The organism is Vibrio sinus, assembly GCF_023634645.1.
GTDB classification, from domain to species: domain Bacteria; phylum Pseudomonadota; class Gammaproteobacteria; order Enterobacterales; family Vibrionaceae; genus Vibrio; species Vibrio sinus.
Genome location: NZ_JAMKMR010000022.1, coordinates 15,129 through 36,340 on the forward strand (window position 1 = coordinate 15,129; position 21,212 = coordinate 36,340).

A 21,212-nucleotide genomic window follows, 5' to 3' on the forward strand; every position below is an offset into this window, starting at 1 on the left:
TCATGAGTAAACTAGTAAAAAAAATATTGATTTTGCTAACACTGTCATTGTTATCGTTTACGTCAATGGCAAGCAGTCTAATAAATTTGGCAGCAGGGCAAGCGAAAAGCATAACGTTAAAGAGTGATGTCTCATCTGTGTTTATTTCTGCGCCTAAGGTAGCGGACTATCAGGTGATTGGTAAGAGAAAGGTAGTGGTATATGGAAAATCTCTAGGCCAAGCCACGGTGATAATATTTGGTAAATCGGGCGCTACTCTAATCAATAAAACTATTGTTGTAAATCAGAATTTAACCGCGATACAACAGTATATTGCTATTAAGTTTCCAAACACGAATGTCAATGTTTTTAATGTCGGTAACCAAGTGGTCTTAAGTGGGGTTGTGTCAACTGAAACACAAAAAAGGGAGATAGCCAATATTGTTGGTACTTTACTAAAGCGTAAATTGACAAAACAAAAGTTAAAGTTTAAAGCGCCTGGTCGTAATAAACAAGATCAAGAGTTGTATGCCATGGAAAATAAAGTGTTTGATGATGTGGTAAACAATATTGAGGTGGCTGCAACCAAGCAAGTCAATGTAAAACTGACCATCGCAGAGGTGTCTCAATCCTTTTTGGAAGAGATTGGCTTTCGGTTTGGCGGCATTGCAGATGGAACTTCTTCTGGAACGTTTACTAGTCCGATTACCGGTATCAAAGCATCCAACCTTTTGGTGGCTATTAAAGCCGATCAAAGTGATACAGTGAGCAAGGTACTTGCAGAGCCAAATCTTTCGGTTATCTCTGGAGAAACCGCGAGCTTTTTAGTCGGTGGTCAGCTGCCATTAGCTTATACACTCGGTAATACCGCTACTGTGCGTTATAAAGATTATGGTATCCAGCTAAATATGGCTGCGAAAGTGCAGAGTGACGACAAAATCCGATTAACTCTCGCACCGGAAGTAAGCGAAATCGATAACTCCTACCAAAACGAGAACTACGATTTGCCTGCTCTTAAAACCAGACGAGAGAAAACAACGATTGAACTAGGCGATGGGCAAAGCTTTGTGCTTGGAGGATTGTTGAGTACCAAGGAAATTGAAAAGTTGAGCAAAGTACCTTTACTGGGAGACATCCCTATTCTCGGTACCCTATTTCGTGACGCGGCAACCACAAGAAAGAAGACGGAGCTGGTTATTGTTGCCACGGTGAATCTGGTTAAGCCTATCGCACCATCACAGATTCAGTTGCCTGAGATGAAAAAAACAACCACTTTGAATCGCTTCTTTGGCCTGAGTAAACACTCCTTTTCTAAAGCGAGTGATTCATTCGCCAAAGAGTTACTGGCAACGGGAGGGTTCAAACAATGAAGACCTTGTTAACATTGACGGTTATTTTGTTGCTGAGTGGGTGCGCAAGTGTGAAAGACCGCTCGGGAAGCAGTGTCGATATTTTTCCTGCCACTTATTCTTTAGCGGTGAAAAAGCCGTCTCCCTTTTTGCACAAGTTTATTGATTCGCACTTTAGCGTCATTCTCGCCCATGGCATTCGTATCGATACCTACACGAAAATAGGGAAAAATTGGGCAAAAAGTATTCGAAGACGTTTGTTGAAAAGAGGGGTTAACGCGAAGTTAATTCAGGTTCACCCAGGCATAAACAAAAAAGACGAGCAGTTTGATCTTCTCGTTTCAACCACCTCTCCGAAGGTCCAAGTAGAAAGGTGTCGTTATTACAGTGTTAATTCGTACGAGCATGCCTACTCTGGTTGCTTTGTGGAAAATAGTCGTTGGATATCAATGACTCATCCGCAAAAAATGTTGATGACAACCTCATTAGATAACACCAAAGAGTAATAATTATGTTTGATTTAGTTGATGCGATAAAAGTTCAGTCAAATGACACCAAAAACGAAGTTAAATATGATTCCATACTATTTTATAAGTCTAAAGAATGTCGGGGTTTTATTGAAGAAGCCTGTAAGTTTGAGGGATTGACAGTACCTAAATCTATAGCTATATCCGAAAAAAACATACAAACGAATACAAGAGATTCAAAAGCAAGCCTAATCATTTTGGATCTAACAAGCAGTGAATCAATACCTGAAGAGGTAGAGCGTATAGGAAATGTGATACCTATTAATACGGATGTGGTGGTTATTGGTAAAGAAGACTCTTATCAAACTTCTAGGCAGCTAAAATTAAAGGGGTTTCATTATATACTCTGGCCTTTCCCGCGAGAAGAGTTCATAGAGATATATCAACAACTAGGACTAGACACTGGCCCAAAAACAGTTATTGCTACATCCAGAAAAGCAAAAACTATTTCAGTGATTGGTGCTAAAGGGGGAGTGGGTTCATCGTTTATTTCGAGTCAACTAGCGAGAAGTTTATCTGAACAGCATAGCAGCTCATGTATTATTTCAGACAATAATTTCCTTGGTGGTGATGTTGATATATTTATGGGTTTAGAAAGCTTTGAAAAAGCAAAGCTTAATTCTTCAGACATGATGAATGATATTGACTCGACTTATGCGATGAGTATGGTGAAGAAGGTGAATGAACTGCTTTCTATACTGAGTATCCAATCCGATATATTGCCTGATAGTGATATGAGTGAAATTCTCAATACACTCATCTATTCGCTATCTGATCAGTATAATTTTGTAATAAGAGATTTTTCAAGTTCAATAAAAAGTATGACCAATATTGAATATGTCGAAAAAAGCTCGGATGTAATAATAATCGTCACAGATAGAAGCGTTTCGTGTATAAGAGAAACAAAAAAAATAATTAATGCATTAGATGAACGGCAGTCGTTATCAAGGCGAATGATAGTGTTAAATAACACTAGGCCAGAAAAGTCAGCAAACGCTTCTATGCAAGAAGTTAATTCATTTTTAGGGACTAGCCCCGACATTGTATGTGGTTATGACTCAAAGCTTAGTCAAGAAATATTGATTGGACGTAAGTTCAGTGAGCAAAAATTCGCTATAAATAGAGAAATCGAGAAACTAGCCCTTTTGGTATTAGGGAAAAGCCTAAAAGGATCCAAAAAATCATTTGTAAAAAAATGGATAAACAAAGGGGCATAATATGCAAAAGAGTAAGTCTATTTATATTAGCATCCGAGAAAAGATATTTGAGGCATTGGATCCACAATCAATAAAAACCTTAACGAAAGAGCAACTTACTAGTCAAATAACCAATGCGGTCGATCTGATTATCGATCATGCTGGTTATTCTGTCACGTCTCCTTCTCGTATTGAGTTTGTTAAGCACTTGGTCGACGAACTTATTGGGCTTGGGCCGTTACAAACTCTGCTAGAGGATGAATCGATAAACGATATTATGATAAATGGTCCCATGAAAGTCTTTATTGAGCGTGCTGGGATTCTTGAGGAGTCGACCGTTAAGTTTATTGACGAAAACCAATTGCAAAATATCGCAAAGCGTATGGCAGCAACAGTTGGTAGACGAGTGGATGAGTCGACACCAACTTGTGATGCTCGCCTGTTAGATGGAAGCCGAGTTAATATTGTTATTCCTCCAGTAGCCATTGATGGAACTTGTATATCCATAAGAAAATTTAAAAAACATTCACTTAACTTAGATATGATGGCGGAGTATGGTTCAATGAGTCGCCAAATGGCGAATTTGCTTAAAATAGCTGCGCGTTGTCGTTTGAATATTATTATTTCGGGCGGTACCGGCTCTGGCAAAACCACTTTGTTGAATGCACTTTCACAGTTTATATCAAACAAAGAGCGGATTATCACCATAGAGGATGCGGCAGAGTTGAGAATACTCCAGCCCCATGTCGCGCGTCTAGAAACCCGTACCGAAGGTATTGAAGGGAATGGGGCTGTTACCCAGAGAGATTTGGTAATCAACGCATTGCGTATGAGGCCTGACCGAATTGTTGTTGGAGAGTGCCGAGGGGCTGAAGCCTTTGAGATGCTCCAAGCTATGAATACCGGGCATGACGGTTCTATGTCTACCCTCCATGCCAATACCCCACGTGATGCGATTGCTCGTATTGAGTCCATGGTTATGATGGCGACGTCAAATTTGCCTTTAGAAGCTATTCGCCGAACGGTAGTGAGTGCAGTAGATATTATTGTACAGATTAGCCGACTACATGATGGTTCCAGAAAAGTAATGAGTGTTTCAGAGGTGGTGGGTCTAGAGGGAAGCACCGTAGTTATGGAAGAGCTATTTAAGTTCACCCATGACGGAAATACGGGAAGTGGTAAGGTAAACGGCAAATTTATTACTCCAGGGTTGTCTGGGCGATCGGTCCTGTCTAGCAAAGCCAGTTTTTTTGGTCTCAATTCCGAACTGAAGTCGGTATTCAGCACGATGGAGTAGGGGAAATGTTCTGGTTTATATTCTTGGTAGGGGCGGTGTCGATATTGGTTGTACTCTTAAAAAGTAAACCAAAACATAATTATCTGTCTCAATTACAAGCTAATGCGCAGTCTGATGATCAATTGTCACAAGCAGTAGATTTAACGGCACTTTTTGATTTGAGTTTGAAAGCTCGTATATTGACAAGTATGAGAACGGCATATCATCAGCTGGGAAAAATGGCTGGCATAAAAATCATTGCCCTCACATCTTTGTGTTTATTTTCCGCTCTATATATAAAAAAAGTTCTGTCTATAACTAATCTTCCCCAAACCATCTTGCTGTTTCTATTATTTGAAGTGGTCTGTTTAGTGCTCGGGTATAATTGGTTGAGAAAGAAAGCGTATACGAGGTTTTCAGATTCATTTCCTGAAGCGTTGAACATCTTGGGTAGTGCGGTGAGCTCTGGAGAAAGTGTGATTCATGCGATGGAATACGTAGGAAAAAACTTAGAAGGAGAGCTGGGCGAGGAGTTCAAAATAATGGCTGAAAGGCTCTTAATTGGAGAGCAGCATTCTAGTGTACTTCGAAAATCTTGTATTAAGTTCCCATATCCTACATTTATATTTTTTGCCATCGTTATGAACGCTAATATAGAAAGGGGAGGAGCGCTTAAGTCGGTAGTGAAACGAATTAATCGCATCATTTTTAATGAACGAGCAGCAGAAAAGAAAAAGTTAGCACTTACTGCTGAGGTTCGCTCATCTATAAAAATTGTTGCCTCTGTGCCTTTTATATTTTTATTCTTCTATCAATATATAAGTCCTGAAAACTTTCATTGGTTGATGGAAAATGAAATTGGCCATTATGTTCTTTATTATGTAATAGCCAGTAATACTCTTGGTGTAGCATTTGCTAAATATATTATGAGGGATTAATGATGACAGATCACCTTCGTGTTTTTTATAGTCTTATTGCCTCAGTGTTAGGGTTGGTTATATTACTATCTATATTTTATATAATGATAGTAAGAAAGAAGAAAATAAACAACTACTTAATGAGAGATAAAGTCAACTCAGACAGTAGTGAGTCAAAAATGCGTAATATAGAGAATTATTTACCTAAGGTTTTTTCTGCAAACAAAGATGAAATTAAGGAGATGTTTACATCAGCTGGGTATTATCATTTTAATTACGCATCCTTGTATATGCCCGTTAAATACGGCCTCGCCTTAATCGGTTTTGGTATTGTGTTTATCGTTGATAGATCAAACGAATGGTTATACTTAGCGGCTGGTATTTGGATGACATTATGTATTTTGGGACCAGATAAATATTTAGCTGAGAAAAAGAGAAAACTCATCAGCCAAATATCGGGTCAGTTGCCGTATTTAATTGATCTTATGGCTATGTGTGTGCAAACCGGTATGACCATCGAGCATTCTTTAAAGTATTTGTCTGAAGAGATGAGCGGTTTCGATAAGCATTTGTCGCATCACCTTGATCAGGTTAATACTCAAGCTAATCTGTCTGGTTTGGAGGTCGCATTGGATGGCCTCTACGTACAAATTCCGTCAAACGCGATGCGTAGCTTCGTGATGACATTAAAGCAAAGTTTACACTATGGTAGTTCCATTTACGAAATACTAGAGACACTTTCTTCTGATTTGAGAGAAGTGGCAACTCTTGAGCTTGAAGAGAAAATGGGCAAGTTATCCACTAAGTTGACGATTCCAATGATAGTGTTTCATATGTTTCCAATTGCCCCATTGGTTACGGTTCCAGCTGTTATGCGAGTTATGAGTATTTTTCAATAGAGTTTAGCCCATGTTTAAATATAAAAAATGTATTGTAATACTGATGATATTACTGGCGTCCGGATGTGTTTCTAATCCTAGCAAACACAAACAAACGTCGACGGAAACAACGCTTGCCGCCGCTAAAAATTATAAAGGACTCATCAATTACTACAGGAAAAAGCTGAAAGTCACCGATTCTCCCTCTATTAGGGTTAAGTTGGCGCAGGCATATTTAGAATATGGAGACCCAAGTTCATCCGTATTTATTATATCGCCCATCAATAATTCTAAACCCACGATACCTTCTTTAGTCGTAGAAGCTAAAGCGCACCTTATGCTTGGTGATGACAGATCAGCAATGTATTTTGCCAGTCTTGCGAATCGTATCGATAAAAATAATGGCGAAGTGGAGAATATCCTGGGCATTATTTATTCAAATATGGGCAATTACGACAAAGCAAGGCACTATTTTAACCTGGCGAGAATGCATTTTTACGACGAAGAAAAAGTCACTAATAACCTAGTAGTGCTTGATATATTACAGGGAGATTATAGTAAAGCAGTAAAACGTATTATGCCTTTCTATGAAAATGGTGATGCTGATGAACAAATGACGGCAAATTTGACTATTGCCGCAGCAAAATCAGGTGACCTGAGATTGGTGGAAAAAATATTAGCACCGAAGCTCAGTCAAAAGGACATTTCTCGACTGTATTTCACCATAAAATCGATGAAGGGAATATCTCTAGCGCAAGCGAAGCATAAGAATGTCAGTGCCCATTTGTCACCTAAGAAGAAAGAAGTAAGCGATGAAACGAGTTAAGTTTAATATCCGTGGGGTTGTAACGATTGAGTTTACATTGGGCTTTCTCTGTTTGTGGCTGTTGATGATGGCATGGCTAGAGGTCAGCTACCTCTCGTATGTCTCTTCTGTAACGGATTTAATTATTACCCAAGCGGTGCGGCGAGCAAAAGTCACTGAGGATAGCTCGAACAATTACCTCGCTACGATAGAGAACGTGATTAGGAGTAGTGGCTCACAATGGGGACATGTAATAGACCCTGCAAACTTTAAGATTACTATTCAGTATGCCTCTAGTATCAATGATTTAGAGTCCAAGAAGAACATTTGCTCTAGCCCGGCAGACCCTAAATGTGGTGGTGCAGCTGGCAGTGCTATAGCTATCTATCATGTCAATTATGAGCTGTTTAACACTGTCACTAAACTATTCAATACTAAGCCTTTAGTGCTGTCTCGTGAAATGATCGTAATACAGGAATATCAACGTGATAAATTCCCATTCTAAAAATAGACAAAGCGGTATTTACGCTATCGAATTTGCTTTGATAACGACAGTTATATGCTTGATTTTAATTTTTAGTTTTCAAGCCGTTGCTTCACTATCGATTAAAGGTCAACTTGAGCGGCTTTCATTCTCACTGGTCAGTATATTGCGAGAACGGACACAGCTCTATAATGGCAACTATACATTAACCCAACCTGAGGCTAACGCTCTATATACTATTGCGCAGAATTCTTTAAACCGAACCTTGTCTGGGTATGATGACAGCAACTTTGGCGCAGTCATTGAAGGTTTAACCTTCGATTCATCCAAACCTCCGGTAGGAACGCCGACGAGATTTGAATTAGGAAGTTATCACTGCAATGTACCACGCGATATTGCCAGCTATCAGAACCTCTCTGTTGTAACCACTTGGGGCAGGCAAGCCCCATTATATCGAGTGACGCTTTGCTATAAGGGAGTTAATTACTTTGCTCTGTTACACGCTGGCAACTACAGACGAGTTGAAGCGTCCTCTTATTCTATCGGTAGGTAATTATGAGTAATAGTCGTAAAAAGCAAAAAGGGATCGCTAGCATTATTTTTGTTTTGATGCTGGCAGGAATGGTTGCCCTTTTTCCTCTAGCAACAGATGCAGCCCACGCCTTGCAAACAAGGGCGTTGTTGGATGACGCATCCGAAGTGGCGTCTATTGCGGTCGCAGCGCTTAATGAGCCAACAAATAGCCAAGATAGTATCAGCCTCGTGACAAATTATGTTGATGCATATGTTCCAGATCAGTCGCCACAGTCGGTGCCAAGCGTCACGGTTAGTCGTACGAATTGCCAGACAAAAGGGGTATCGTGTTTAGCGAAGTTTAAAAGCGGTTATCAATACGGTGTCCAGGTTATGGTGAAAGAGGATTCTTGGTTCGGTAACCCCAAGATAGGTGGATTTGGTCGCAGCTATGATGTAAGTAGTGCCGCAGTCTCGCAGAAGGTAATGACCAGTTCAAGCCCAGTTGATGTTTCGTTAGCTACAGATTTTTCTAGTAGTATGCAGAGTAAATTACCTCATGGAAGTGTGAAAATTGATGTGTTAAAAAACACGGTTTCGAAAATCGTCGATCATCTTAAAATTGCCAACTCAAATCATCCGCCTTCTCTAAGTACTCTCGGTGCTGCGCCTTATGGTGCTTTCACCCACACTACACCCTCAGACTCAAAAACGATATGTGAATTAACCCAGGCGAAATCCAAAAGTGGAACAGCTACAGTTTGGAATCCAGATATTCAGACAACCATTAGAGACATGTTTAAACTTAAAGATAAGTCCTATTGTAACACCAACGAATCTAGATGGTATCATGATATTCCACTGACGAGCGAACTAGATAAATTTGTTGCAACTTTTTCCAAATTTAGCCCAGTTGGAAGTACTGTATCATGGAATGGTATAATCAGAGCGGCTCAGCTTCTCATTAAAGGACATAACCCAAGGCGGTTATTAATAATCATATCTGATGGGCAGGATTACGGTTACAAGGATACTCAGAAATTAGTGAATCACGGGTTGTGTAAAAATATACGAGATAAGATAAATTCACAAAAAGCATTTGATGGTAGAAAAGTAACGACGGGAATATTTTTTGTAGGTTTTGGCTATGACCCTAATCTCAACGCTCCATTAGTTGACTGTGTTGGAAAAGATCATATTTTTGAAGTTACTAAGGACGAGCAACTATGGAAATACATTGATTCACTAGTGGATAATTTTGCAGAAGAAACAGGTCATTTACGGTAATCAAAATAAAGGTTTTTAATAATATTATGAAAAAGATATTTTTTCTTTCCGTTACAATATTTGTAGTGCCATCTCTAACATTTGCTAACACTACTATTGATTCTAGTGAAGCCTACAGTCTTTATTGTGGCTCAAAGTATGGTGTATTTGAAAATAAAGTGACAGTGGGTAAGGGGAAGCAAGTAGCTCTAAACCAAGGTGCGTTTAATCAAATTCAGAAACTTGATGCTGTATCACCGAACAAATATATAAAACAAGCTGTGGTTAACAATGATTCGTTTAGTCGAGAGAACATAAATAAACAGTGTGAGGAATATTTGCTTAAAACGGCACTTTCTGAATCACACAGTGTGGATGTTTCAAAAAACGGAAAAGTGCTGGCTCGCGTTTACTTTTCTTTTGACAAAGCACAGCTAACCAGAAAATCGAAATATGTCTTGAACCAATTAATAAAGACAGAAAAGCATGAAACATCTCCGTTAACAGTAGCAGGCAATACGGATTCCACTGGTTCTAAAAGGTATAATACCAAGCTAGGACACAGAAGAGCAAAGAGTGTCGCCGACTACCTCTCTAGTCATGGTATCAGTAAAACGTTACTTGTGACGAAAAGTAATGGAGAGTCTAAGCCAATTGCGAGCAATAAAACCACTGCTGGTAGGGCTAAGAATCGTAGGACCGATATTATGATTCATGCCAACGCTGCGGACCATTGAAGCGGCTTACTAACAACATATTTGTATTTCTTCGGACATTTTATCGTAGCTCTAATTAGCTGAACTAATTGGAGTCACGATTCCTTTTATATAAATGTATATATTAAAGATGCTCTACATCATTATCGACAACAAATAGATTCTATCCGGGTAAGTACTCATAGGAATATGAATTACATAGTGACTACAATTTGTCATTGTTAGGCCACTTTAGTCAACCATTATCAGATTGAGTTACATATGAAAAGTGAAAGTATTCCTGGTTCTAGTTCCAACTCATGTACGTCAAAATTAGAATTTACTGACCCTTTAAGTGACCATACAGGATCTAGCTCAAGTTTATCGAAACAGGTTGAGGGTGTATCCAATACAGCACCAGTACCTTCAACAGTTAGCGTTGGTTCTCCGCCGCCACCTCCGCCTTTACCAAGTATGGCTCCTCCACCGCCACCTCCGCCTTTGCCAAGTATGGCTTCTCCGTCACTACCTCCACCTTTGCCAAAAAAGCTCTCTCCATCAGTGTCCTCACCTTCGCCAAATATGGATACAAAACCGCAGTCAAGTAAGGGAGTAAGTGTTGAGTTTTCTTCCTCGAACGCTAGTGAGAAAAGTAAACTCGTACTCGATTTATTTTCGGGTGACGGATTATTAATTCGAAGTGTGCAAACAAAAAACCTGTGGCATGAATTAACAGGTGAAACTCAGAATGATACAAAAACCACTGCTTCAAAACGGAATTGGAGTTTGATGAGCTCTGAGCTAAAGGATAATTACTATAAAATGGGGCCTGAAACTGGTCTGATGCCTAGAGACTTTGCAGTTTTGGCTTCACCTCATGGTCTAAGTGAAAATGTGATTGGAATATATGAAACAGACCAAGCCTCTAGCAGTAGCGAACCAATCGATAAACAGACGTTAAGTTCTGAAGAAGTAATGGTTGGTTTATCAAAATTAAAAAGTAATCTTGTTGAGAAGCAGAAAAGTACAACGGGAAGAATTGATAACAGTGAAATACAAACGCTCGGCTTGAACCCTAAAGGAGTTGTTGGACTATTGTTCTACCCGTCAAAAACTGGGCTAAGTTTTGATGATTTTAAGGATAAGATTCAAAGACAGTTTGAAAAATCAGGAAGTGGCTTCCATAACAAAGAGATGCCTATATTTGAATTTAGTCGAGATGACAATGGTTTACCAAGATTGAAGTGCCTTGGAAGTGTGACACCTAAATTCATCGGAGCTAGAGAAAATAGTGTCGAACAAGAGCGGACTCAAAAAGCTGGGAGTGAAAAATCCAGCTCAGCAACTGAAGATTTAGAGTCTGTTTCTGAGCTTGTTTCAAACACTCGATCAGAAGCTGAAAACAGAGAAAAAACCAACTCGTTACTTGGAGAATATAGATTTGGGAAATATGCTCCATCAGAATTTATTCCTCACGAAGCACAAGAAAAATATACTGAACTGCATACAAAAAATGAAGCGGCTAAAGAACAAGCCCAGCGTTCTTCAAGAACACATGCCACTAGTAGGGATCCAGACCGAAGTGATATCGTCGATTTGCGAAGAGGTACTCAGCAGGCGGACGCTCACCTTCAAGACGTACGCGATGCAAAAGTAGGGTTTATAGATATACCAGGTAGACTAGAAAGACGATCAGCTAAGAGAGAGGCGAAGCAAGAGGTTAGGGTGGCTCACCAAAGGCAAGGAAAATGGGAGCGGGCCTACACTGAGAAATATCGCGAAGAAATTGCCCCTCATAAGAAAACAATGGAATCTGCGATCAAGCAAGTGATGGCTGAACATGGTGCGCCTATTGCTGAGAAAGAGCGTGAAGCTAAGCAAAATGCAAACTCATTGCTAAAAGACCGTGGTTATGGCACCTACTCCTCATCAGAAGCTGTACCTCCAGAAGCACAAGAGCTATTTCGTCGGTTATATGAAGACAATGAGGTTGCCGAAAAACGAGCGCATCAATCTGCTAGAGCTTCTGCTATAAGAGCGGATAAGAGCAATAGTGACATAGATGGAATAAGGGAAGACGTTAAACGAGCAACCGCAAACATTGAAGCAGCAAAGAGTGAAAACGATGGTGAAGGAAAGAAGGCGGCTAAGGAAGAGCTTCGTGAAGCTCAAAGGAGAGAAGAGTATTGGGGTTGGAAATATGGAAAGGAATTTGAAAGAAACATAGCCCCTCATAAAAAAAGAATGGACTCTGAGCTCAAGAAGGTGATGACTAAGTATGGTCCTCCTGAAGCCGAAATAAACCGTGTCTCCAGAAAGTTGGAGGAAGCGCTCGCTAAGGGACAAGAAAATGTCAAGTATTATACAAACCCGACAACAGGAGAGATTAGACTTGGAGGTTATAATGGTGCAGATACAGAGATAAAAGGTAAAGTTGAGGATGTTCTAAGAGAAAACCCCCACTATCCGTATGCTAAAGAGGCTCGAGAGGCGGCTTCTTCGGTGAGTACCAGTTTGTATAGTGCATCAAAGGCAAATCTTTCTCAATATCATAGAGAGAAAGCGAGACAAGAAGGTGAGGCTTATTACCAAAACCAGCAAGCAATGAAGGCGGCAAGGCGTCAAGCCGACGATGAGGCTTACAAAGCAAGAAATGAAGCCGACTATCAACAAAGAAAAGCGATAAAAGAATATGAGCTGGCAGCCAGTATAGCCAAACAAGAACATGATGCGGCAGTGAGAGAATATCAGAAAGCTGAGAAAGCGAAAAAAGCATCGCAATCACAGGAAACTCAGAAAGCACATCAGTCACAAGCGCCCCAACAAAAACGGCAAGCTGGACAGGCCCTCACGGAGGACCAGAAGGCAGCCCTAGAGTGCAGGAGGCAAGAAGAGGAAGTTAGGCAAATAATTAGGTGTGCGGATGCTGTCCAAGATCAGGTTAGGCCTACCGTTGATAAAGCAATAACAAGTAATGCACAATTTCCTAGACAATTAGAACAGTTCATTACAGATACTCGGAAAATTAATAGTGAGCAAGAGAAGATAAGTGAAATTATTTCAAGACCTTCACACATAGCCGGAGCTTCGACCAGCAATATTGTGCGAACTCCTGACTTGAAGTTACCTGATCCACCGAATGTAGAAGTTGGTGATAGGATTAGAAGTGGTGGGGCGAAAAAAAAGAAAGTTATGTTACCGTCTTAAAGACACCGGGCTATGGCGGTACAGTCATATAACCTGTGATAGTTATAAAAAGCTTCTCACTCAGCCAATTTAGTTTCTCAAAGTGTAGTGCAATAGCTCGGATGTGTTGGGTGAGCCGCTTAGACAGCTCAAATGGGTAACATGCTCGACTTCATATCTTTCCGTATGATGGTCGAGATAATAAGCCAGCTTTGCTCCAGAAATCGGTGGGCGCTTTAGATATGGACCCAGATAATTGATGGTGGAATTGGGGTGCTGAGTCTTTCGGACGAAATGGACAAGCCAGAAACGCGGTCTTTGCGTGTGACGAAGCATCGGAATTCATCGAAATCACGACAGTGATGCTCTGTGTCTTCGATACTAAGAGAGGCGTATTCTGATAGCAGAAAATCGCATAGCTTATGTCGCCAGCGTTGTTCGACGTTTTCATGACGGTAGGCGAGGTTTTTCCAATCACCGTACACATTCATCCCGCCGAGGGTGAGCGACGCATGCTCGTGTGGATGCCAAGTGAGTCGACTGCCAAAGGTATGCAGCGCGCAGACAATGCCAATCTCTAGCCCCTGCTGTTTTACAGTTTAAAGCAAGTAAACCAGAGGTTTTTGAAATGGATACAGTCGTCATTTTCACAATGCAGCTCCTTACAGCCCAATGTGGGGTTGCCGCAGACAAGCATTTTAGTGACTTCGCTGATTTTAATATCTCAAAGGTTGACATCATTCTCCACCAGGTGTTGCCAGATTTTGTTGTACTCGAAGACGAAATTAATGGTTCTGGGCTGATATGGTTGGCAGATGAACGAGCAGTCATGGGTAGTGAAGGTTAATGAAGCGTCATTATACGCATAAATCTGTCATGCTCCCAACAGCAGAGTAGCCGTTATGTTCTTTTACAACCTCCATTGTTACGTAGGTGTGAACAGTAACGTTGGATTTTTAATCGTGGAACCAGCATGCTAATTTTTCTAGATAAACATTGTTAAATATAAAAGTATCATTATATTTAAATTTTCATGTAGTTGATATTAGATACCAAATTAAATTTCAATGATATCTTAATTGAAAATAGTTTTATTAAATATTGAGATTAAATACTAAATGAGTATTGGTCTTTGCATTTAGTGAATATGGTTCTACGTAAATTAACCAGTTATATGAAAATTAATTATTGCTATGAAATTAGGAAGGAATTATGAAAGACTTAACTTGTGACTTTATGGACTCGGCAGTGTGTGATTTTATGGATTCATCAGTCTGTGACTTCATGGACTCAGTTGTGTGTGATTTTATGGACTCAGCAGTCTGTGACTTTATGGACTCGATAAGTTGCGACTATATGGATCGATAATGAGCATTATCTAGGGAGCTCTAGCAGTTTCCTAGATATAATCATTCTAACTAGGGTAGTGTAAATCATACTTTTATGTGCTTATGGATTATTATATTGTAGCGAAAAACTATCTGATCAGTTGTGGTATCAAGGAGATTAAACAAGCTCTATCTAACCAAGATAATTTGTATCTTATAGTAGAGGGTGTTGAACAATGCGTAAGAAAAGAAGATATTGCCTATTTTGATAAAATATACAAAGTAGAAGGTCTAGAGTATAGAGATATCTACAATGTAATCATAAAAAACTCACCTAATGGCAGATTTTTCATATCGACAAGACAAGAAAGCTGTGTAGAAATGGTGTCACAAATCAGAGATAAATTTAATATACGAGGAGCAAAGTATCATCAAGCGATTCGGTTTTTAAACAAGTTAGAAATGAAGTCTATTGTTAATGATGATAAACTCTTTGCCAAGTACATTAATATTAATTTACTAAAATATAATAAAAATGAAATAGTAGATAGGATTAGCAATGATCTAGGCTTCCCCATTTTTGTTAAACCTGTCGATGGAACCACCTCTATAGATGCGAAAAAGCTATCGACTAAAGAGGAGCTTACCGGTTTTATTCATCTCAATAAAGAGAAATTGGATTCTTATATATTTGAAGAATATCTCGATTCAGTGTCTATGTTTCAATGTGATACGGTAGTGCTTAATGGGGAAATTAAATCAGTATTTGTAAGTGAGTACTTATACCCGTGTACCTCATTTTCTCATGGGTTTCCCGCTATTGTAAAAACGATTCCCAGCTCCCATGAAATGTTCAAAAAAATAGCTAAGTTTAATGCGAATATTCTCAACTTATACAAAAATTCGATTGAGTTGCCAAATGGGGTGACTCATATGGAAGTCATGCTCATGCCCAGCGGTGATTTGAAGTTTGTAGAAATTGCAGCTAGGCCGCCAGGCCCTGTGCCCTTTGGCACTGTCGAGTTGTACGAACATATATATGGAGTAAATCTAGAGAGAGTACATATTTTTTCAGAACTTGGTATAAGTCAAGATGTTAGTCACGATGAAAGTATTAAGTCTGGCGCTTTTTTTTATTTTCCGTATCCAGGCGGTTATATGGGTGACTTTGAAAAGCCAAGTATAGATAACGGTGTTATTTGCTATGAAAAAGTGAAAATAACAAGAGAGAAGAACTACATAAAACCAAAAGATCTGAGGCAAATCTATCATAACTCTTTTTATGTTCTTGGCGTGCTATCTGATACGTGGAAAGAGATAAATAAAAATATTAACGTTGTAGAACAGAAAGTGAAGTCGCAGTTTAATTATGGCTGAAGTTCTACTTAATTTTGAAAACCTCAAGAACAATTACAATTATCTTAACTACCTGTTTGGAAAAAGAAAAGCATCTTGGGGAGTGGTTACAAAGCTGCTGTCGGGGAATGATCTTTATCTGAGAAAAATATTGGAGCTCAATCCGAACCAAATACTAGATTCTAGAATAGATTCTTTGATGAAAGTTAAGTCTATAGATAAGACAGTTGAGACAATTTACATCAGGCCACCTTCCTTATACGAGGTCGATGATATTGTCGAATTTTCCGATATTAGCTTTAATACCGAGGTTTCTGTAGTAGAAAAACTAAACCATTTCGCTAAAAAAAAGAATAAGACGCATAAGGTGGTGTTGATGTCAGAAATGGGGGATATTCGAGAAGGTATTCCCATTGAATGTCTACTTAAAGATTTTTATAAAATATTAAAGTTAAGTCATATTTCAATAGTTGGCATTGGAGCGAATTTTTATTGTTTATCTGGTGTATTACCAACACGGGACAAGTTCTCTGAGTTGGTTTCAATAAAGCGAGATCTAGAGAGCAGGCTGCAGCATAGCATAAGTTGGGTATCTGCTGGGTCTTCAAAATCGATTGGTTTAATTGAAAGCGACACCTTACCAGACGGAATAAATCATTATAGGATTGGGTATTCACTATTTTTTGGTGGGCTTTCAGAGGTTGACCCATTAATAAATGGTATGTCAGATAAAATTTTCTCTATTAGTGCAGAGATCATAGAGATAAAGTGTAAAAGCAATCGCCCATATGGGAGTATTGGCGATCATATAAATTACGGAGGTAGTCTACTATTCAAGGAAGATACCATACCTAGTGTTAATGCTATAAGGGCCATTGTAAATATTGGCAACAGTGATGCGCCTTATGAGCACCTTGAACCCGTAGACAAAAATGTTGTGATTGTGGGTGCAAGCAGTGAAATGTTGGTGGTAACAATCTCTGGAGGTAATAGATATAAAGTAGGCGATAAGATTTTCTTTTACTCTAAATATGTTTCAACAAGAAATGCAATTAATTCAAAATATATAAAGAAAGTTGTTGTATGAAAAATAATCACAAGGATAAATAGTGTCTTCAGGGAAAATGATTGAATTTTTAAAGTCGGTTGAAAGTAGGATTCCAGAATACTTAGACGATAAAACGATATGGCGAACTAGATGGATTAAACCAAACAGAAAGGGGGTGAAATTTAAACATACATTTGAAAGAGTTTACCTACCGTTTAAAAATTTCCAGTTTTTTATCAATGTAATGCACCCAGTAGAAAATCCGGAATGGCATCTACATCCTAGACCTGCTGCATTTAGAGTGTTGTCTGGAAAGTACAAGTCCACCTTTTCTCATTATGAAGTAGAAAGAGAAAAAAGAGAATACTCCTCAAAAATCATTGCTCCTGGGCAATACTATGAAATGATAAATCCTCAGTTAGGCCATTTTGTTGATGTTATAACCGATTACACGTTATCGGTAAGCGTGATAGGTGAACCATATGCTAAGTACAATAACAGGTTTAAATCATTAAAGTATTCTGGGCCTCCGGTAGAATTTATCGAATTGTCGGATAAAAGAAAAAATGAAATCATAGACATGGTTATTAGCTACTATAATCATGACAAATAAATATTGTTATCTCTATTTATAAAAACGTAACTCTTCGCAGAAAACTAAACGCTCAACCTGCTTTTATATGACACCTGACGGACACTTCTGTCTGTCAGGTTAATTCCTCATTGTTCTTCACTGAAATAATTTCAAAATTTAAGCTTTACGATATTACCCCTTATATGCTATTAGCTATATGTTTTATATTTATTAATCATTTATAATAAAATACCCATCTCACAAAGTTGACTTATCCTCGAAAGCGTCAATAATATTAATATCAACGTTTTACATGGGTTAGAGTAATGGAACTTGAAGGTTCATTGTCGAAAAGATTAATTAAAAAAACGCTATTTATCACATTCTTTGTTTTACTGGTATTCTCTGTAAGTATTATGTTTAACGTTTATTTGGATTTCAAGGTATACACAATTAACAACCTTTCCGAAGTTACAAAACTAATAAGGGATAAAGAAGAGCTGAGAATAGTCGCAGCAAAAAACAATCTAGAGAAAATGGCCAACCATTGGGCTGTATTGTTGTCAAAACATTCAAAAGTGATATTGAATGAATTTTATGACGAAAATTCAAAAACAAAAATATACATCATACCTGAAGTTGGTTTAACTCATAATGTTTATTATCATAATGCATTTATATACAATAATTATGATAATAAGCTCTATCTATTTAGTGACCCAAGTGAAACTAGAGATGAATCAATATCGAGAAAGAATAATATTATAAAGCAGTACAATTCTATGGATAATGGTTTTTCTTGGGGTGGAACAAGCATTGACTCTAACGGTAATGACTTGGTTTCCATGTACATCAAGAAGAAAAATGGAATAATGGTAGGCATTTCAATTCTTGTAAAGGGAAATGATAATTATAATATACAAGCTAAGGATAAGGTGAAGTATGAGCTTCTGTATCTCTATAAAGATGATGAGGTTATTGGCGTTGATGACCCAGATAAAAAACTTAATGCTAATGAACTTTCATTGATTAAGACTAAGGGTGAGATTAAATCTAAAGATGAACTGTATAGTGAAAAAAGTTATCTGGTAGCCAAAAGGAAGATTCGAGGTTCCCCGATTGATATCATCATTCTTTATCCTACCAGTAAAATTATTGAACCCGTTATAAAACCAGTGGTTCATATGCTACTCCTGTTAGTCTTTCTAATCGTTTTTTTATTGATATATATTTATTTTCAAATTAAGAGGGATTTAAGTGATCCTTTGAACGCTTTCTCAAAGCACATGGATTTATCAAGCGGAAACATGTTTAAGACGCGTTTACCAGTGGAAAGAGACGATGAATTGGGACGATTTGCTAAGCACTTTAATAGTTTGCTCAATGAGTTAGACAAGTTTAGTTTTAAGCTTGAAGAGAAAGTCAACAAAAGAACCCAGCAGCTTTATGAAGCCAAAAAACAAGCGGAGAAAGCCAACGAAAGAAAGAATGAGCATATCGCGAATATCAGCCACGAGATACGAACGCCGCTTAATGGGGTAATGATTTCACTTGAGCTATTAAAAAAAACCAACAGTGATTCTAACAATGATTACTTATTCTCTACCGCAAGTGAATCGTCTTCAGTATTACTCGATATTGTTAACAACCTGCTCGATTTGTCGAGAATTGAATCGGGTACAATTTCTATATCGAGTGATAGGTTCAATATACTTGATGTTATTGATCAGGCAATGAATACAATAAGCCATATCGCGGAGCAAAAGGAAATACAATTAGAGTGCTTAGTGACGAAACCCGTACCTGTTATTGTCCTAGGTGATGAGACTCGCGTTCGCCAGGTTCTGATTAATTTGCTAGGCAATGCCGTTAAATATACGACATCTGGCTCCATCTCTATTTTAGTAACATATGAAGATTCAAAGCTAGTATTTTCTGTTAAAGATACTGGGATTGGAATTTCGAAATCGGATCAAAAACGAGTGTTTAATAACTATGAAAAAGTGGATGAATACAGTGTTGGAACCGGAATTGGACTGTCTTTAACTAAAAAACTCGTCGAGCTTATGGGTGGAGATATTAGCTTAAAAAGCAAACTAGGAGTTGGAAGTACATTTACGGCAGTGATCCCAGCTAGTTCAATTCAAGAGAACAATATAGAACTTGTCCAAAAAGACAAAGTTGTGGCTCCAAACGCGTTGCGTGAACAGTTGGCTGAATGGCGGGTGGAGTTTTCCCTATCAGAGGATAGCGATATTGATATAAATAATAAATATCAACCAGGAAAGCTGTACAGAAATATCGTCTCCACCCTTTACCATAATAGTTATTCACCACTAGATTACTGTGAATCGGATATTCAGCCTTGGTCGCTAAAGTTTCTTGTTGTGGATGATTTTGAAACCAACCGTATTTTACTCAGTTCGCTGTTAAGCCAATTAGGTCATAGGTGTGATATGGCATCGAGTGGGCAGCAAGCTTTAGAAATGGGTAAACAGTTCATCTATGACGCAGTTTTTCTTGATTTAAGGATGCCAGATATGAACGGCTGGGAGACGTATGCATCGTGGCTTAAAGACACAAGTCAAATACTCGACCCAGACTGTATGATTATCGCAGTGTCAGCTGATGCAGATAAAAGACAGTTGGATGAAGTGACTAAAGTAGGCATGAGCGATTACTTAGTTAAGCCTGTGTCACTCAATCATCTATCTAAGGTTGTCGAAAAAATAATTACCTACCAAATTGAGCGTGGTATTGATTTACCACCAAGAAGTAAAGTTCAGCGCTCTGTGTTGAATAAAGACAGAATTAAGCTGGAACTCGACTCCATCGTCGAGCACTTGGTTCGAGCGTCTAAAGCCAATGACGTCTATGAATTAGATAAAGCTAATCACTCGTTAAAAGGTGTCGCTGGCAGTGCGGGCATCAAAGAAATTCATCGAATCTCGATTGAGATTGAACATGGCTTACATTCCGGTGGATCGGTAAGCGATTTGGTTGAACAGGTGGTAAAAATGAACTCTGAAAGAAAGTAGTAAATGGGTCTTTTTACTTAATCCTTGAAGCTAGATTATTTTGCTGATGGTCATCTCTTAAGCGGGTTAGGTATATTTTAGCTATCAGGTGTTTTTTGAATCATGTTATCAAACTATTAAATAGGTATATACGCCTATAACAAGTCAATTTTTTTCGTGATACGTTCTAACATAACAGATTTGGTTAATTATGCGTCGTATCAGAGCTTGGTTTCTATCTGGATTCTTTTATAGCTATTTTTGATAGTGAGATTTTTAATTCACTCAAAGGTCTCGGGCAGTCACAAAAGGAGTAAGTGACCATTTAGTTCGCAATGGATGTTGCGCTTTTATGGTGGATAGCCGTTGAGAGCAGTAGGTCTTGGCAAAGCCAGATGGTAAAGGAGTGTACAATGTATGCCCAAAGTAACATCAGTAAAACGATACATGAGTTGTCGTCAATTCTTCAGATAGATCTGAACATCGAACTTGGTGCGATAAAACTCTATGATGAACTCGAAAATCAATGGGTTATTGAGTGCCCTAATAATAGCGATGTAATACATATCTATTCTGCCGTTAGTCGTTACGACCCAAACGATTTCCAGCTCACTAATAAATTGGCTAAAGTTCTAGAGCTTAACTCCAGAATGGATGTTGTACGCGGCTGCTGGCTAGCAGTAAATAACCTCACATCGGAAATCACGCTAAATTATTCACTACCAGAGGCCCTCAGTAACGGGCAAATTCTTAGTCACGCACTTAATAATATGCGAGTGATTGCGAGTGATTTAGTTCGTTTGATTGAGGAGCAGTAA

Annotated in this window: 21 protein-coding genes; 19 read left to right on the forward strand and 2 right to left on the reverse strand. The window is 38.6% G+C overall.

What is annotated here, in order from left to right; translation table 11 throughout:
* Positions 1–2 precede the first annotated feature (2 nt).
* The 12 genes from M9194_RS18125 to M9194_RS18180 all read left to right on the forward strand — a co-directional run bounded on the left by M9194_RS18125 (position 3) and on the right by M9194_RS18180 (position 13,092).
* The gene (locus M9194_RS18125) at positions 3–1,349 is read left to right on the forward strand and encodes a type II and III secretion system protein family protein (RefSeq protein ID WP_250614105.1); all 1,347 of its coding nucleotides are present in this window, start codon (positions 3–5) and stop codon (positions 1,347–1,349) included.
* A complete protein-coding gene (locus tag M9194_RS18130; RefSeq protein ID WP_250614106.1) occupies positions 1,346–1,834 on the forward strand; it encodes a hypothetical protein in 489 nt (162 codons plus the stop codon). Before M9194_RS18125 ends, M9194_RS18130 begins: the two co-directional genes overlap by 4 nt.
* 5 nt (positions 1,835–1,839) lie before the next feature.
* Positions 1,840–3,072: a CpaE/TadZ family protein gene (locus M9194_RS18135; protein WP_250614107.1), complete on the forward strand. Its 1,233-nt coding sequence runs from the start codon at positions 1,840–1,842 to the stop codon at positions 3,070–3,072.
* A 1-nt stretch (position 3,073) separates the two neighbouring features.
* Entirely contained in the window at positions 3,074–4,348 is a 1,275-nt protein-coding gene (locus M9194_RS18140) for a TadA family conjugal transfer-associated ATPase (protein ID WP_250614108.1), read from the forward strand.
* 5 nt (positions 4,349–4,353) lie between these two features.
* Complete coding sequence (locus M9194_RS18145) at positions 4,354–5,265, forward strand: type II secretion system F family protein (RefSeq protein ID WP_250614109.1); 912 nt, start codon at positions 4,354–4,356, stop codon at positions 5,263–5,265.
* Positions 5,265–6,143 carry a type II secretion system F family protein gene (locus M9194_RS18150; RefSeq protein WP_250614110.1) on the forward strand — a complete coding sequence of 293 codons (879 nt, stop codon included), beginning with the start codon at positions 5,265–5,267 and terminating at the stop codon, positions 6,141–6,143. Before M9194_RS18145 ends, M9194_RS18150 begins: the two co-directional genes overlap by 1 nt.
* A 10-nt stretch (positions 6,144–6,153) precedes the next feature.
* Positions 6,154–6,948, forward strand: a complete 795-nt coding sequence (locus tag M9194_RS18155) for a tetratricopeptide repeat protein (protein ID WP_250614111.1) — start codon at positions 6,154–6,156, stop codon at positions 6,946–6,948.
* On the forward strand, positions 6,935–7,432 hold the full coding sequence (locus M9194_RS18160) for a TadE/TadG family type IV pilus assembly protein (RefSeq protein WP_250614112.1): 498 nt from the start codon (positions 6,935–6,937) through the stop codon (positions 7,430–7,432). The genes M9194_RS18155 and M9194_RS18160 overlap by 14 nt, the downstream gene beginning before the upstream one ends.
* Positions 7,413–7,964 (forward strand): tight adherence pilus pseudopilin TadF, encoded by a 552-nt coding sequence (tadF, locus tag M9194_RS18165; protein WP_250614113.1) that lies wholly within the window; start codon positions 7,413–7,415, stop codon positions 7,962–7,964. The genes M9194_RS18160 and tadF overlap by 20 nt, the downstream gene beginning before the upstream one ends.
* Before the next feature lie 2 nt (positions 7,965–7,966).
* Positions 7,967–9,211, forward strand: coding sequence for a TadE/TadG family type IV pilus assembly protein (locus M9194_RS18170; protein ID WP_250614114.1), 1,245 nt, complete (start codon positions 7,967–7,969; stop codon positions 9,209–9,211).
* A gap of 26 nt (positions 9,212–9,237) precedes the next feature.
* Positions 9,238–9,927 (forward strand): OmpA family protein, encoded by a 690-nt coding sequence (locus tag M9194_RS18175; protein ID WP_250614115.1) that lies wholly within the window; start codon positions 9,238–9,240, stop codon positions 9,925–9,927.
* 540 nt (positions 9,928–10,467) lie between these two features.
* Positions 10,468–13,092, forward strand: a complete 2,625-nt coding sequence (locus M9194_RS18180) for a hypothetical protein (protein ID WP_250614116.1) — start codon at positions 10,468–10,470, stop codon at positions 13,090–13,092.
* A gap of 69 nt (positions 13,093–13,161) precedes the next feature.
* On the opposite strand, the gene M9194_RS21840 is transcribed toward M9194_RS18180, so the two are convergent.
* Positions 13,162–13,407, reverse strand: coding sequence for a transposase (locus M9194_RS21840; protein ID WP_431769422.1), 246 nt, complete (start codon positions 13,405–13,407; stop codon positions 13,162–13,164).
* The gene (locus M9194_RS21845) at positions 13,308–13,646 is read right to left on the reverse strand and encodes a transposase (protein WP_431769424.1); all 339 of its coding nucleotides are present in this window, start codon (positions 13,644–13,646) and stop codon (positions 13,308–13,310) included. Before M9194_RS21845 ends, M9194_RS21840 begins: the two co-directional genes overlap by 100 nt.
* A 53-nt stretch (positions 13,647–13,699) precedes the next feature.
* Here M9194_RS21845 and M9194_RS18185 point away from each other — a divergent pair, with 53 nt between their 5' ends.
* The 7 genes from M9194_RS18185 to M9194_RS18215 all read left to right on the forward strand — a co-directional run bounded on the left by M9194_RS18185 (position 13,700) and on the right by M9194_RS18215 (position 21,212).
* Complete coding sequence (locus M9194_RS18185; protein WP_250614117.1) at positions 13,700–13,918, forward strand: hypothetical protein; 219 nt, start codon at positions 13,700–13,702, stop codon at positions 13,916–13,918.
* Between the two features lie 365 nt (positions 13,919–14,283).
* Positions 14,284–14,439, forward strand: a complete 156-nt coding sequence (locus M9194_RS18190) for a hypothetical protein (protein ID WP_250614118.1) — start codon at positions 14,284–14,286, stop codon at positions 14,437–14,439.
* Between the two features lie 83 nt (positions 14,440–14,522).
* Positions 14,523–15,776 (forward strand): ATP-grasp domain-containing protein, encoded by a 1,254-nt coding sequence (locus M9194_RS18195; protein WP_250614119.1) that lies wholly within the window; start codon positions 14,523–14,525, stop codon positions 15,774–15,776.
* Positions 15,769–16,842, forward strand: coding sequence for an alanine racemase (locus tag M9194_RS18200; protein WP_250614120.1), 1,074 nt, complete (start codon positions 15,769–15,771; stop codon positions 16,840–16,842). The genes M9194_RS18195 and M9194_RS18200 overlap by 8 nt, the downstream gene beginning before the upstream one ends.
* A gap of 22 nt (positions 16,843–16,864) precedes the next feature.
* Complete coding sequence (locus M9194_RS18205; protein WP_250614121.1) at positions 16,865–17,416, forward strand: hypothetical protein; 552 nt, start codon at positions 16,865–16,867, stop codon at positions 17,414–17,416.
* Positions 17,417–17,703: 287 nt separating this feature from the next.
* Positions 17,704–20,415 carry an ATP-binding protein gene (locus tag M9194_RS18210; protein ID WP_250614122.1) on the forward strand — a complete coding sequence of 904 codons (2,712 nt, stop codon included), beginning with the start codon at positions 17,704–17,706 and terminating at the stop codon, positions 20,413–20,415.
* Positions 20,416–20,807: 392 nt separating this feature from the next.
* A complete protein-coding gene (locus M9194_RS18215; protein ID WP_250614123.1) occupies positions 20,808–21,212 on the forward strand; it encodes a CesT family type III secretion system chaperone in 405 nt (134 codons plus the stop codon).

Bases quoted from the DNA above. Each gene is read 5' to 3' on its own strand.
- M9194_RS18150 (WP_250614110.1), top strand. From the start codon at position 5,265: ATGATGACAGATCACCTTCGTGTTTTTTATAGTCTTATTGCCTCAGTG.
- M9194_RS18210 (WP_250614122.1), top strand. From the start codon at position 17,704: ATGGAACTTGAAGGTTCATTGTCGAAAAGATTAATTAAAAAAACGCTA.
- M9194_RS18145 (WP_250614109.1), top strand. From the start codon at position 4,354: ATGTTCTGGTTTATATTCTTGGTAGGGGCGGTGTCGATATTGGTTGTA.
- M9194_RS18125 (WP_250614105.1), top strand. From the start codon at position 3: ATGAGTAAACTAGTAAAAAAAATATTGATTTTGCTAACACTGTCATTG.
- M9194_RS18180 (WP_250614116.1), top strand. From the start codon at position 10,468: ATGGATACAAAACCGCAGTCAAGTAAGGGAGTAAGTGTTGAGTTTTCT.
- M9194_RS18185 (WP_250614117.1), top strand. From the start codon at position 13,700: ATGGATACAGTCGTCATTTTCACAATGCAGCTCCTTACAGCCCAATGT.
- M9194_RS18130 (WP_250614106.1), top strand. From the start codon at position 1,346: ATGAAGACCTTGTTAACATTGACGGTTATTTTGTTGCTGAGTGGGTGC.
- M9194_RS18140 (WP_250614108.1), top strand. From the start codon at position 3,074: ATGCAAAAGAGTAAGTCTATTTATATTAGCATCCGAGAAAAGATATTT.
- M9194_RS18175 (WP_250614115.1), top strand. From the start codon at position 9,238: ATGAAAAAGATATTTTTTCTTTCCGTTACAATATTTGTAGTGCCATCT.
- M9194_RS18170 (WP_250614114.1), top strand. From the start codon at position 7,967: ATGAGTAATAGTCGTAAAAAGCAAAAAGGGATCGCTAGCATTATTTTT.
- M9194_RS18190 (WP_250614118.1), top strand. From the start codon at position 14,284: ATGAAAGACTTAACTTGTGACTTTATGGACTCGGCAGTGTGTGATTTT.
- M9194_RS18155 (WP_250614111.1), top strand. From the start codon at position 6,154: ATGTTTAAATATAAAAAATGTATTGTAATACTGATGATATTACTGGCG.
- M9194_RS21840 (WP_431769422.1), bottom strand. From the start codon at position 13,407: ATGCTTCGTCACACGCAAAGACCGCGTTTCTGGCTTGTCCATTTCGTC.
- M9194_RS18135 (WP_250614107.1), top strand. From the start codon at position 1,840: ATGTTTGATTTAGTTGATGCGATAAAAGTTCAGTCAAATGACACCAAA.
- M9194_RS18200 (WP_250614120.1), top strand. From the start codon at position 15,769: ATGGCTGAAGTTCTACTTAATTTTGAAAACCTCAAGAACAATTACAAT.
- M9194_RS18195 (WP_250614119.1), top strand. From the start codon at position 14,523: ATGGATTATTATATTGTAGCGAAAAACTATCTGATCAGTTGTGGTATC.
- M9194_RS18215 (WP_250614123.1), top strand. From the start codon at position 20,808: ATGTATGCCCAAAGTAACATCAGTAAAACGATACATGAGTTGTCGTCA.
- M9194_RS18160 (WP_250614112.1), top strand. From the start codon at position 6,935: ATGAAACGAGTTAAGTTTAATATCCGTGGGGTTGTAACGATTGAGTTT.